The 13663-nt window shown below is 71.8% G+C and carries 9 protein-coding genes; 7 read left to right on the top strand and 2 right to left on the bottom strand.

Annotation, left to right across the window (positions count from 1 at the left end; all coding sequences use genetic code 11):
• Positions 1–7: 7 nt before the first annotated feature.
• The 7 genes from ACGFWE_RS08360 (at position 8) to ACGFWE_RS08330 (ending at position 11294) form a co-directional block, all read left to right on the top strand.
• Positions 8–5524, top strand: a complete 5517-nt coding sequence (locus ACGFWE_RS08360; protein WP_393598711.1) for an amino acid adenylation domain-containing protein — start codon at positions 8–10, stop codon at positions 5522–5524.
• Complete coding sequence (locus ACGFWE_RS08355) at positions 5521–5751, top strand: MbtH family protein (protein ID WP_352381620.1); 231 nt, start codon at positions 5521–5523, stop codon at positions 5749–5751. The genes ACGFWE_RS08360 and ACGFWE_RS08355 overlap by 4 nt, the downstream gene beginning before the upstream one ends.
• A complete protein-coding gene (locus tag ACGFWE_RS08350; RefSeq protein WP_352381619.1) occupies positions 5752–7038 on the top strand; it encodes a cation:proton antiporter in 1287 nt (428 codons plus the stop codon). It abuts the gene before it with no gap.
• A 101-nt stretch (positions 7039–7139) separates the two neighbouring features.
• Complete coding sequence (locus ACGFWE_RS08345; RefSeq protein WP_352381617.1) at positions 7140–8636, top strand: tryptophan 7-halogenase; 1497 nt, start codon at positions 7140–7142, stop codon at positions 8634–8636.
• A 14-nt stretch (positions 8637–8650) separates the two neighbouring features.
• Positions 8651–9823, top strand: a complete 1173-nt coding sequence (locus ACGFWE_RS08340) for a cytochrome P450 (protein ID WP_352381616.1) — start codon at positions 8651–8653, stop codon at positions 9821–9823.
• 24 nt (positions 9824–9847) lie between these two features.
• On the top strand, positions 9848–11050 hold the full coding sequence (locus ACGFWE_RS08335) for a cytochrome P450 (RefSeq protein WP_352381614.1): 1203 nt from the start codon (positions 9848–9850) through the stop codon (positions 11048–11050).
• A 19-nt stretch (positions 11051–11069) separates the two neighbouring features.
• Entirely contained in the window at positions 11070–11294 is a 225-nt protein-coding gene (locus ACGFWE_RS08330) for a ferredoxin (protein ID WP_352381612.1), read from the top strand.
• A gap of 102 nt (positions 11295–11396) precedes the next feature.
• On the opposite strand, the gene ACGFWE_RS08325 is transcribed toward ACGFWE_RS08330, so the two are convergent.
• Entirely contained in the window at positions 11397–12551 is a 1155-nt protein-coding gene (locus ACGFWE_RS08325) for an alpha-hydroxy acid oxidase (protein ID WP_352381610.1), read from the bottom strand.
• Complete coding sequence (hppD, locus tag ACGFWE_RS08320) at positions 12538–13632, bottom strand: 4-hydroxyphenylpyruvate dioxygenase (RefSeq protein WP_352381608.1); 1095 nt, start codon at positions 13630–13632, stop codon at positions 12538–12540. The genes ACGFWE_RS08325 and hppD overlap by 14 nt, the downstream gene beginning before the upstream one ends.
• Positions 13633–13663: the final 31 nt, after the last annotated feature.

Below are 13663 nucleotides of genomic sequence, written 5' to 3'. Positions count from 1 at the left end.
AGACGCGATGACCCGATCCCTAGTCGAGGACGTGTGGCCGCTGTCGCCGTTGCAGGCCGGCCTGCTGTTCCACGCCGCCTTCGACGACCAGGGTCCGGACGTGTACACCGTGCAGTCCGCGCTCGACATCGACGGCCCCCTGGACACGGGTCGCCTGCGCGCGTCGTGGGAGGCTCTCCTGACCCGGCACGCCGCGCTGCGCGCCTGTTTCCGTCAGGTCAGCGGGGCGCAGATGGTGCAGGTCATCGCACGGGAGGTCGTGCTGCCCTGGCGCACGGAGGACGTCTCGGGTCTTCCCGCACCCGAGGCGCCGGCCGCCCTCGAACACCTGGTGCGCGGCGAGCGGTCCGAGCCCTTCGATCTGGCCGCGGCGCCCCTGCTGCGCCTGCTCCTGATCAAGCTCGGCGAACGCCGCCACCGCCTGGTCATGACGAGCCACCACATCCTCATGGACGGCTGGTCGGCCCCGATCATGATCGAAGAGCTGTCACGGATCTACGCCGCCGGGGGCGACGCGTCCGTCCTGCCGCCCGTGACGTCCTACCGTGAGTACCTGGCGTGGCTGTCCCGGCAGGACAAGGAAGCCGCCCGAGCCGCCTGGCAGGAGGAGTTGGCCGGCGCGGACGAACCGACGCTGGTGACCCCGGCCGTTCCCGACCGGCTCCCCGTCTTCCCCGACCGGGTGAGCGGAGAGCTTCCGGAAACGGTCACCCGGAGCGTGACCGAGCTGGCCCGTGCCCACGGTCTGACGGTGAACACGGTGGTGCAGGGGGCCTGGGCGCTGGTCCTGGCGCGCCTCGCGGGGCGTACGGACGTGGTGTTCGGCGCGACGGTCGCGGGCCGTCCCCCGGAACTCCCGGGTGTGGAGACGATGGTGGGCCTGCTCATCAACACCCTGCCCGTGCGGGTGCCGCTCGACGGCGCCGAGCCGTTCGTGGAGATGCTCCGCGCGCTCCAGAGCCGGCAGTCCGCGCTGCTGTCGCACCACCACCTGGGCCTCCCCGAGATACAGAAGGCCGCGGGCCCGGGAGCCACCTTCGACACGCTCGTCGTCTACGAGAGCTTCCCCCGCCCGCCCGCCACCGACTCCTCCCCGAACGGCAGCTCCGTCACCATCAGGCCGTCCGGCACGGCACGCGAGGCGGCCCATTATCCGTTCACCCTGGTCGTCGCCCCCGGCGACCGGATGCGCTTCACCCTCGAGTACCGCCCCGACGTGTTCGACCGCGGTCTCGCCGAATCGGTACTGCGGTATCTGGAGCGGGTGTTGGAGGGGGTGGCGGCCGATCCGTCCGTGGTGGTGGGACGGGTGGGGGTGGCCGAGGTCGCGGAGCGCGTGCCGGCGGGTGAGGTGCGCGGTGGGGTGCCGGTGCCGGAGTTGATCGCTGAGCGGGTGGTGTCGGTGCCGGGTGCGGTGGCGGTTGCTGGTGGTGAACGTCCTTTGTCCTATGGGGAGTTGTGGGAGGCGTCGGGGCGTTGGGCGGCGTATCTGTCTGGTGTGGGTGTGGGTCGGGGTGATCGGGTTGTAGTGGTGTTGGAGCGGTCGCCCGAGTTGGTTGCGGTGTTGCTGGGTGTGTGGCGTGCGGGTGCCGCGTATGTGCCGGTGGATGTGGGGTCTCCGGCGGAGCGGGTTGCGTTCGTGGTGGCGGACGCGGGTGCGGTGTTGGTGGTGGATGATCTGCGGGCCGCGGACGGGGTCCGCGATGGTGGTCTGTTGGTCCCGGTGGATGCCGGTGATGTCGCGTATGTGATGTATACGTCTGGTTCTACTGGTGTGCCGAAGGGTGTGGCGGTTCCGCACGGCAGTGTCGCGGCTCTGGTGGGTGAGAGCGGCTGGCAAGTCGGGCCTGATGATGTGGTGTTGATGCATGCTCCGCACGCCTTTGATGTGTCGTTGTTCGAGGTGTGGGTGCCGCTGGTGGCCGGGGCGCGGGTTGTCGTGGCGGAGCCGGGCGTGGTGGATGCTCCCCGTATTCGTGAGCATGTTGCGGGTGGGGGCACTGCGGTGCATGTGACGGCGGGGTCTTTCCGGGTGTTGGCGGAGGAGGCGCCGGGGTGTTTCGCGGGGTTGCGTGAGGTGCTCACGGGTGGGGATGTGGTTCCCGCGCGGTCGGTGGCGCGGGTGCGGGAAGCGTGCCCCGATGTCGTCGTGCGGCACATGTATGGGCCGACGGAGACGACGTTGTGCGCGACCTGGCATGTGCTGGCTCCCGGTGATGCCGCGGCGTCGGTCCTGCCCATCGGACGCCCGCTGTCCGACCGGAGGACTTACGTGCTGGACGCGTTTCTGCAGCCGGTTCCGCCCGGCACGGTGGGCGAACTGTACGTATCCGGCGCCGGGTTGGCGCGCGGTTACTGGGACCGTGCGGCTCTGACGGCAGAACGCTTTGTCGCCTGCCCGTTCGCTGCGGGGCAGCGGATGTACCGCACCGGAGACCTGGTCCGTGTCGCCGCCACCGGTGAGTTGCTGTTCGTCGGCCGAGCGGACGCCCAGGTGAAAGTCCGGGGCTTCCGCGTCGAGTTGGGTGAGGTCGAGGCGGTGTTGTCCGCACATCCGGCCGTGTCCCAAGCCGTGGTGGTCGCCCGCGACGACGGTCCCGGTGAGCGCCGCCTCGTCGGTTACGTCGTGCCCGAGGACCCGCAGGTCACCATGGACCCCAACCAGGTGCGCACGGACATCGCGCGGCGACTGCCCGACTACATGGTGCCCACCGCCGTGCTCGCCCTGGCCGCGCTCCCGCTCACCCGCAACGGCAAGGTCGACCGCAAAGCCCTGCCGGCCCCCGATCTCACCGACCGCGTCTCGGGCCGCAAACCGCAGACCGCCGCCGAGGCCACCCTGTGCGGACTGTTCGCCGAGGTCCTGGGCTTGGAGCGGGTGGGGCGCGACGACAACTTCTTCGACCTGGGAGGCGACTCGGGTCTGGCGATGCGGCTCGCCGGACGGGTGCGCGAGGAGTTCGGCGTCGAACTCGCCCTCCGGCAGTTCTTCGGCTCGCCCACGCCGGTCGGGGTGGCGCGCCTCCTCGCCACGAAGGCACGTCCGCTGCTGCGGGCCGTCGACCACCGTGACGGCGTACCCGTGTCCGCGGGTCAGTTCCGTACCTGGCTGATGTCCCAACTGGACGACACCGCGCAGGCTCACCGCATCCCTGTGGCGCTGCGCCTCGACGGCGAGCTGGACCACGCGGCGCTCCGGGCGGCCCTCGGCGATGTCGCCGCCCGGCACGAGATCCTGCGCACCACCTTCCAGAGCGCCCGCGACGGCGAGATGCGGCAGCACGTGAGGGACGTGTCCGATGCCCGCCCCGAACCGACCGTCGTGTCCGCGACCGACGCGGAGCTCGCGGACCTCCTGGCCGCGCACGCGGCGCACGAGTTCGACCTCGCCCGTGAGACGCCGTGGACGCAGACCCTGTTCGCCCTGCCGGACAGCGCGCACGTGCTGCTTCTGGTGGTGCACCGGATCGCGGCCGACACCGCGTCCGTCGACGTCCTCGTCCGCGACCTGGCGACCGCGTACGGGGCCCGTCGGGAGGGCCGGGTGCCCGAACGGGCGCCGCTGCCCGTGCAGTTCGCCGACTACGCCTTCTGGGAGCGCGAACTGCTCCGGGGGGAGCGGCAGCCCGACAGCCTCGTCAACGACCAACTCGCCTACTGGAAGGACACCCTGGCGGGAACGGACGGCGCACTCGCGCTGCCCACCGATCGGCCGCGGCCGGCGCCCCTGGAGTCCGGCCGGCCCGAGACCGTCCGTCCGGCCGGGAATGTACCGCTGCGGCTCGACGCCGATGTGCACGCCCGCCTCGCCGACCTGACCGAGGACGAGGCCACCACGACCTTCATGGTGGTGCAGACGGCTCTCGTGATGCTGCTCGCCCGCCTGGGCGCCGGCACCGACATCACGGTCGGCGCCCTCGTCCCGCGCCGCGACGAGCCCGGTCTTGAGGGGCTGGTGGGCCCGCTCGCCGGACCGCTGGCGCTGCGCACGGACGCGTCGGGCGACCCGACGTTCGGTGAGCTGCTCGACCGGGTCCGGGCGGCGAACCAGGAAGCGAACGAGCATCGCGACGTGCCGTTCGAGCGCGTCGTGGACGCACTGGAGCTGCCGCCCTCGCCCGGGCGCCACCCTGTGTTCCAGGTGCTGCTGGAGGTGGAGGACAGCGTCGGCGAAGCCTGGGACCCCTGGGAACTGCCGGGTCTGCGCACGGCCCGGGTCGACCTCCCTGCCAGGACCACCGAACTCGACCTCTCGCTCAGCCTCGTCGAACGGTACGAACCCGACGGCGACCTCGGGGGCCTCGACGGACAACTCCGCTACGCCGTCGACCTGTTCGACGAACGGACCGCACAGGCCCTCGCGGACCGCCTGGCCCGCGTCATCGAGCAGGTGACGGCCGATCCGGACCTGCGCCTGAACGCCGTCGACGTCCTGCTCGGCACGGACGAGCACAACCGGCTCGTGGACCGCGCGGACGGTGCTCTGGTCCTCGACGACATGCTGCGCCCGGTGCCGGAAGGCGTCGTGGGCGACCTGTACCTGACGGACACGACAGCGGCCCCGGACGCGGGCGAGGCTCTCGTGGCCTGCCCCTTCGGGCCGCCCGGCACCCGCATGGTCCGCACCGGGGACCGGGCGAAGCACACCGCCGAGGGCCTGGTCACGGTCCGGGACGAGAACCAGGACCGGAGCGGGGAGAGCCGGACCGCCCGGCGCCCCGGCCGACACCGCGGCGACCTCGGGGTGTTGCTGCCCCTGCGTCCCGAAGGCAGCCGTCCGCCGCTGTTCTGCGTACATCCGGGCATGGGACTGAGCTGGGGCTACGCGGCTCTCCTGGCCCACCTTCCGCAGGACCAGCCGGTGTACGGAGTGCAGGCACGCGGGCTCGCCCGGCCGGAACCGCTGCCGGCGAGCATCGAGGAGATGGCGGCCGACTACGCGGAGCAGATCCGTACCGTGCAGCCGGCCGGACCCTACCGCCTCCTGGGCTGGTCCATCGGCGGCGTCATCGCCCAGGCCGTCGCCACCCGCCTTCAGGAGTTGGGCGAGGACGTGGAGTTGCTCGCCCTGCTCGACGCCTACCCCGACGGCGACTCGGCCAAGTCGAAGTTCCGCGGCGAGGAGGAGGGCCCGCAGGACGGCTATGCGGTGCTGCGCGACCGGGGCGGTCTGCCCGACCTCTACCGCTCCACCGGGATGAGCGACCAGGTCCTGGCGAACCTGGAGAAGGTGCTGCGCAACATGTCGGGCTTCGCACCCGACCACACGCCGCGCCTCTTCCAGGGCGACCTGCTCCTCTTCGTCGCGACCGCCGACCGGCCCGACGACGCTCCGGCGGCCGACGCGGCCCGGAGCTGGCAGGCCCATATCGAGGGCGACATCGAAACGCACGAAGTCCCCGTCGGTCACTACGACATGCTGCGGCCCGAGCCGTTGTCGGGCATCGCACGCGTGGTCGCGCGGCGGCTGGAGCAGCCGCGCGGGACGACATCCGAGAAGGCACGCGAAAGGACCGATCGATGACCAACAACCCGTTCGACAACGAAGAGGCGACCTTCCTCGTCCTCGTCAACGACGAGGGCCAGTACTCGCTGTGGCCCGCCTTCGCCGAGATCCCCGAGGGCTGGACCACCGAGCACGGCGAAGCCACCCGGCAGGAATGCCTGGCGTTCATCGACGAGCACTGGACGGACATGCGTCCCAAGAGTCTCGTCGCGGAGATGGGCCGCAGCGACACGGCGGCACCCTAGATGACCACCGAAGCCCTGGTGACCGTCGCCATCGGCGATGTCGCCGTCATCGTCGTGGTCTCCCGGCTCCTCGGGGCGGCGGCGCGGAAGGTGGGGCAGCCGGCCGTCATCGGTCACATCCTCGCGGGGATCGCCCTGGGCCCCACCCTGCTCGGCCGCCTGCCCGGCAATCCGACCGGGCGGCTCTTCCCCCACGAGGTCCTGCCGTTCCTGACCGTCCTGTCCCAGATCGCCATCGTGATCTTCATGTTCGTCGTGGGATACGAGACCGACTGGCGGCAGCTGCGGCAGGGCGGCAGAGCCGCGGCGACCGTGGCCCTGTGCGCAGCCCTGGTCCCCGCGGGACTGGGCGCCGGAGCGGCCGGCCTGTTCCACGGCGCTTTCACGGCGGTGCAACCGCATCAGTCGGACGGCAGAGCGTTCTGGATGTTCATGGCCGTGGCGACCTCCGTCACCGCGCTGCCCGTCCTCGCGGCCATCGTCCGCGAGCGCGGGTACGCGGGCAGCCCCCCGGGCACCGTGGCCACGGCGGCCGCCGGAATCATGGACGTCGCGGCCTGGCTGGTGCTGGCCGCCGCGCTCGCGGGCGCCGGACACGCGGCGGCGCGCCCGTGGCCGACGACCCTGCTTCTGATCACCCTGTTCGCGGCGGCCCTGGTCCTGGTGGTACGGCCCGTGCTCACCCGGTGGCTCGAACGGTCCCCGGCCGCCCGGAGCAGTCAGCTCACCATCGCGCTGGGCCTCGCCCTGAGCAGCGCCTGGGTGACCGCGGAACTGGGCCTGCACCCGGTGTTCGGCGGCCTGCTCGCGGGACTCACGATGCCCCGCCCCGGCGGTGTGCCGGACGCCGATGTGCTGCGCCCCATGGAACAGACCGCCGAACTGCTGCTGCCCCTCTTCTTCGTGACCACGGGTCTGTCGTTCAACGTCGGCTCCCTCGACGGCGACGGCGGTGTGCTGCTGGCGCTGATCCTGACCGTCGCCGTTCTGGGCAAGCTGCTCCCGGGGTACGCGGCGGCACGCTTCAGCGGCATGGACACTCACCAGTCGGCCGTCGTGGCGGCCCTGGTGAACACCCGGGGTCTGACCGAACTCATCGTCCTGAACGTCGCCCTGGACGCCGGGCTCATCGGGCAGGAACTCTTCACCGTGCTGGTGCTCATGGCACTGATCACCACGCTCATGACCGGCCCGCTGCTCTCACTGACAGAGCGCGGACGGAATCGGCGGAACACTCCGAAGGATACGGAGAATGCCGTTCCCGTCATGCCTGATGGACAGCGTTGACTCTCAACGGGTCCGATTCCAGACTCGATTGAGAAATAGGCAAGAGTAGACGCAAAGAACGAATGGCAAGCGTGAACGGACAGGGAAAGGGAGGGGTGATCTTGCCGAATTCCGAGGAATTCGACGTGGTGGTCGTCGGTGGAGGGCCCGCCGGTTCGACCCTGGCCGCATTGGTGGCCATGCAGGATCGGCGGGTCCTGGTTCTGGAGAAGGAATTCTTTCCCCGCCACCAGATCGGCGAGTCCCTGCTGCCGTCGACCGTTCACGGCGTGTGCCGGCTGACCGGTGTGGCGGACGAACTCGCCAAGGCGGGCTTCCCGCGCAAGCGCGGCGGCACCTTCAAGTGGGGCGCGAGCCCGGACCCCTGGACCTTCGCGTTCTCCGTCTCCCCGCGCATGTCGGGGCCGACCTCGTTCGCCTATCAGGTCGAGCGGTCCAAGTTCGACAAGATCCTCCTCGACCACGCCGGCCGGGTCGGTGCCGAGGTCCGCGAGGGATGCGCCGTCTCGGACGTCATCGCCGACGAGGAGCGGGTGCGCGGTGTGCGGTACACCGACGCCGACGGCGTCGAGCGCGAGGCCCTTGCCACGTACGTCGTGGACGCCTCCGGCAACATGAGCCGTCTGCACGGGAAGGTGGGCGGCAGGCGCGAGTACTCGGAGTTCTTCCGCAGCCTGGCCCTGTACGGCTACTTCGAGGGCGGCAAGCGGCTCCCCGAACCCAATTCGGGCAACATCCTGTCGGTGGCGTTCGAAAGCGGCTGGTTCTGGTACATCCCGCTCAGCGACACCCTGACGAGCGTCGGCGCGGTGGTGCGGCGGGAGCTCGCCGACAAGATCCAGGGCGATCAGGAGAAGGCGCTGATGTCCCTCGTCGCCGAGTGCCCCCTGATCGGGGAGTACCTCGCGGACGCCAAGCGGGTCACCGAGGGACCGTACGGAAAACTGCGGGTCCGCAAGGACTACTCGTACCACCAGACGACGTTCTGGCGCCCCGGCCTGGTCCTCGTCGGTGACGCGGCGTGCTTCGTCGACCCGGTGTTCTCCTCCGGCGTCCACCTGGCGACATACAGCGCGCTCCTCGCGGCCCGCTCCATCAACAGCGCCCTCGCCGGACTGGTCGACGAGGAACAGGCGCTGGGCGAGTTCGAGGCCCGCTACCGGCGCGAGTTCGGCGTCTTCTACGAGTTCCTCCTGTCGTTCTACGACATGCACCACGACGAGGACTCCTACTTCTGGCAGGCCAAGAAGGTCACCCACACCAACCGTCCCGAACTCCAGTCGTTCGTCGAACTCATCGGCGGCGTCTCCTCCGGCGAGCGGGCCCTCACCGACGCCGAGGTCCTCGCCAAGCGCTTCGGCGCCGAGTCCGAGGAGTTCGCCGGGGCCGTCGACGAACTCGCGCGCAGCGAGGACGGGAGCATGGTGCCGCTGTTCCGCTCCTCCGTCGTGCGCGAGGTGATGCGAGAGGGCGGCCAGGTCCAGATGCGCGCACTGCTCGGAGAGGACGCCGAACGCGAGACCCCGCTGTTCGACGGAGGCCTGGTGGCGTCCCCCGACGGCATGTTCTGGCTTCCGTTCGCCCCCGAAGGCGACTAGAAGGAGACCCCCGCATGGCCCGGCCGTCCGACCTGTCGATGCACAACCGCCGCGACCGCCTCGACCCGCTGCCCGAGCTCGGCGCGCTCAGTGCCCGGGCCCCGCTGGCCGAGGCCGACCTCACCGACGGCCCCACCCCCTCCATGGGGTGGCTCGTCACGGGCCCCGAGGAGGTACGGGCCGTCCTGGGCGACGCGGAGCGCTTCAGCACCGCCCCGCCCGCCGACGGCTCGCGCCCCGTGCAACCGGGCAACCTCATCCAGTACGACCCGCCCGACCACACCCGGCTGCGGCTGCTGCTCACCCCGGAGTTCACCGTTCGCCGGATGAGCCGGCTGCGTCCCGCGGTCGACGCCGTCGTCGCGGACTGCCTCGACGCCCTGGAGAAGGCCGGGCAGTCCGCCGACTTCATGCGGTACGTCGCCTGGCCCCTGCCCGGCCTGGTCATGAGCGAGCTGTTCGGTGTGCCCCGCGACGACCGGGCGGAGCTCGCCCGCGTCCTCAAGGTCAGCCGGCCCGCCTTCCGCGGCCGACAGGTGCAGATGACCGCGGGGGCCGCCTATCTCTCGTACGTCGACCAGCTCGTCACCCGCAAGCGCCGCGACCCCGGCGACGACCTCCTCGGCCGTCTGGTGCGGGACCACGGCGACGACATCAGTCACGAGGAACTGGTCGGTCTCACCGCGTTCGTCATCGGCTCCGGCGTGGAGAACATGGCCAGCATGCTGGGCCTCGGCATCCTCGCGCTCCTCGAGAACCCCGCCCAGCTCGCGCAGTTGAGGCAGTGCCCCCACCTGATCGACCAGGCGGTGGAGGAACTCGTCCGCTACCTCTCGATCATTCCGACCGCCTCGCCGCGCACCGCCCGTGTGGACGTGCCGCTCGGCGGCCGGGTGATCAAGGCCGGTGACCGGGTGGCCTGTTCACTGTTCGCCGCCAACCGGGTCCGGCCGCCGGGCACACCGCCGGACCGTCTCGACATCACCCGCGAGCCGGCCGCGCATGTGGGACTCGGCCACGGCATCCACTACTGCATCGGCGCCTCGCTCGTCCGGATGGAGCTGACCAGCGCCTATCTGGCGGTGCTGAACCGCTTCCCCGAACTGCGCTGCGCCGTACCGCCCGAAGAGATCCGCTTCCGCCCGCAGGCGCCGTACGGCGTGGAGACACTGCCCGTCGCCTGGTAGTCACAGAGGAGGTCAGGGGAAGCCATGCCGTCCTCGACCGAGACCGCCGTGCCCGTCCACACCCGCCGCGACCGCTTCGACCCCGCAGGAGAGCTGCGCCTGATGGCCGGGGGCGGGCCGGTCACGAGGATCGACGGCGGCCCCCAGGCGGGCGACGTACCCGTCTGGCTGGTCACCGGCCACGCCGAGGTACGCCAGGTGCTGGGCGACCACCGCCGCTTCTCCACCCGGCGCCGCTTCGGCGCCCGCACCGCCCCCGACGGCCCCCGGCCCGACGAGCTGATCGGGCAGCTCATGGACTACGACCCGCCCGAGCACACGCGCCTGAGGCAGCTCCTCACACCCGAGTTCACCCTGCGCAGGATGCGCCGCCTCGAACCCGGCATCACCGCCCTCGTCAGCGAGCACCTCGACGCCATGGAACGGTCGGGGCCGTCGGCCGACCTGATGGCGGCGTACGCCTCGCCCGTGCCCGGCGCGGTCCTGTGCCAGTTCATCGGCGTGCCCCGCGACGACCGTGCCGACTTCCTGCGCCGCTGTCACGCCTTCCTCGCCCCCGGCCGGGGGCGTCGGCAGCGGGCGGCGGCCGGCGAACTGCTGTCCCGGTACATCGCCGCGCTGGTGGCGCGTCGGCGCGAGGACCCGGACGACGGTTTCCTGGGCATGCTGGCGCGCGACCACGGCGACCGGATCACCGACGCGGAACTGCGGGGCGTGTGCGTCCTGCTGGTCCTCGCGGGACTCGACAACGTCTCGGGCATGCTCGGCCTGGGCACCCTGCTCCTCCTCGGCCACCCCGACCAGCTCGCCCTCGTGCGCGACGACGACACGGCGGTGGACGGCGCGGTCGACGAACTGCTGCGTTACCTGACGGTGCCGCACGCGCCGACCCCGCGCACCGCTCTGGAGGACGTCGAGGTGGGAGGCCGGCTGATCCGGGCCGGGGAACACGTCGTCTGCTCCCTGCCGATGGCCAACCGCGACGCCGTGCTGCTCGCCGAGCCCGACCGGTTCGACATCACGCGGCCGCCCACCGCCCATGTCGCCTTCGGGCACGGTGTCCACCACTGTCTGGGCGCGGCGATGGCCCGCATGGAGCTGCGGATCGCCTTTCCGGCGCTGCTGCGGCGCTTCCCGGGACTCCGCCTCGCCGTGCCCGAGTCGGAGGTCCCCTTCCGTGTCCACGCGCTCGCCCACGGCGTGGACCGGTTGCCCGTCACCTGGTGAACGTGTGAAGGAGAAGCCGATGAGCTGGGAGATACGCGTGGACCGCGCGAGGTGCGCGGGCTCGGGGCTGTGCCTGGCACAGGTCCCGGCCGTCTTCGACCAGTCGGACGACGACGGCAAGGTACTGCTCAACACCCCCGCGCCCGAACCCGCGTTGGCCGCCGCCGTGCGGGTGGCGGCAGGCCGTTGCCCGTCCGGGGCGATCACCCTGCACGAGACCGGCCCGGACGCCGTACGGGGGTGAACCACGTACACGGCTCCCCCGTACGGGAGCCGTGGTCACATCTCGACCGCGTGGACTCGCATGAGGTCCACGCGGTCGTACGGCCTGGCGGTCAGGGTGGGGTCACGACTGAGGCCGGCCGGCGCCGCTCACGGCGGGCGCCCGCAGCGTACGGAGTCGCCGCGCGTCCGCGACATCCGCGCAGCCCGCGAGCCCCAGGGCGTCGCCGAACTCCTCGGCCAGCAGGTCGAGCACCCGCCGCGCCCCGGCCTCCCCGGCTGCCGCGAGCCCCCAGACCGGTGGGCGCCCCACGAGAACCCCGTTCGCGCCCAGGGCCAGCGCCTTGAGCACGTCCGTGCCGCCGCGGACGCCGCCGTCCACCAGGACCTCGCACTCCCCGGCGACCGCCGCGGCCACCTCGGGCAGCGCGTCGATGCCGGGCAGCGCACCGTCCAGCTGCCGCCCCCCGTGGTTCGACACCACGACGGCGTCGACGCCGAGCCGGGCGGCCCGCACGGCGTCCTCGGGCGCGAGCAGACCCTTGAGGATCAGCGGCAGCCGGCTGGCGGCACGCAGTTCCTCCACACAACTCCAGGTCACCGCGGGCGAGAACGCCTCGGCGGTGTGCGCGGCCACCGCCGAGCCGTCGGCGGACGGCAGATGCGCGGCCGAGGCGGCGCCGCCGTCGAGATGAGCGGCGCGCACCCGCGCGGGCAGCGTGAAGCGATTGCGCGCGTCCCGTAGCCGTCGGCCCATCCACGGCACGTCGACGGTGAGCATCAGCGCCTGACAGCCCGCGTCCTCGGCCCGGCGCGCCAGGTCCAGGGTGCGGCCCCGTTCGCGCAACCAGTACAGCTGGAACCACACGGTGCCACCGGCCGCCGTGACCTCCTCGACCGGGACGCTGCTCAGGGTGCCGACCGTGAACGGCACCCCCGCCGCCCGCGCGGCCCGGGCGGACCCGGACTCGCCCTCGGGATGCACCAGCCGCTGGTACGCGACCGGGGCGACCGCCACCGGCATTCGTACCGGCCGGCCGAGCAGCGTCGTGGCCGTGTCGCACGCCGAGACGTCCCTGAGCACCCGGGAGGCGACGAAGACCCGCTCGAACGCCTCCCGGTTCGCCGCGAGCGTGTGCTCACGGCCGCTCCCGCCCGCCACGAAGTCCCACACCTCGGCGGGCAGTACGGCGGCCGCGGCGCGCTCCACATCACCTAGGTCCCGCAGCTCGTGCGGGTCGACGGTGCTCGGCGGGCCACCTGGGTCAGCGCGCCGCATGCTGCCCCGTCCGCTCCAGTTCCACGGCCTCGTACAGCGCCTTGATGTTGGAGCTGCCGAAGGTCCGCGCGCCCTGGCGCTCGATGACCTCGTAGAAGATCGTGCCGCGCGGGTGGGCGGAGGCGGTGAAGATCTGGAACAGCTGACCGCCGTGGTCCTCGTCGACGAGGAGGCCGGTCGCGCGCAGGTCGTCCAGCTCGTGGGTCCGCAGCCCGATCCGCTCGCCGAGCAGGTCGTAGTACGCCGCCGGGGTCTTCAGGAAGCCGACACCGCGCGAGGCCAGGGTCCGCACCGACCGCACGGCGTCGTTGCTGGAGAACGCGAGATGCTGGACGCCCGGCCCGTGGTGGCTCTTGAGGAACTCGTCTATCTGCCCGGGCTGTGCGGCCGCGTCCGGCTGGATCAGGGTCAGCGTCACCGCGCCGGTCGCGCTCTGCACGACCGTCGAGTCCATCGCCTGCGCGCCGACGACGATGTGCTCCTGGAAGATCTCCCCGAACCCGAGGGCCTGTTGATAGAAGAGGGCCGTGGAGTCGAGGTCGCCGGCGTTCAGGCAGACCGCGACGTGGTCGATGTCGAGCAGGCCCACGTCACTGGTGCGCGCCTCCCGCGAGCCGAGCGCGGGCACGAAGCCGGCCGGCAGCCCGGGACCCTCGCCGGGCGCGCGCTCCACGAGGGTGTGCACGACGTCGCCGAAGCCCGAGACGGCCGCCGTGACGGCCGGGCCCTCGCCCACGTGCCGGGTCGGCTGCCGCACGGGACGGGCGCCGCCCGCCACCGCGGTGGCGAAGACCCCGGACACGTCGGCGGTGCGCAGGGCGATGTCGGCGACACCGTCGCCGTGGGTGCTGACGTACGTGGCGGCGGGATGCTGCTGAGAGGTCGGCGCGGTGAGGACCAGGGTCATCCGGCCCTGACGCAGCGCGATGCTCCGGTGCTCGGCGGAGCCGCCGGTGCCGACGACCGTGAAGGCGTACTTGTCGACCCAGGAGAACGCCGCCGCCTCCAGGTCGCCGACGTACATCTCCACGTAGTCGATCGCGAGGTCATTGACTGGTGCCGCTGCGGGTAGAACCGTCATCAGATTCCTCGGGTGTGGTGAAGAATGCGAA

It is taken from the genome of Streptomyces sp. NPDC048523, from assembly GCF_043199815.1.
Classification (GTDB): domain Bacteria; phylum Actinomycetota; class Actinomycetes; order Streptomycetales; family Streptomycetaceae; genus Streptomyces.
This window is presented reverse-complemented; position numbering and strand designations above follow the sequence as displayed.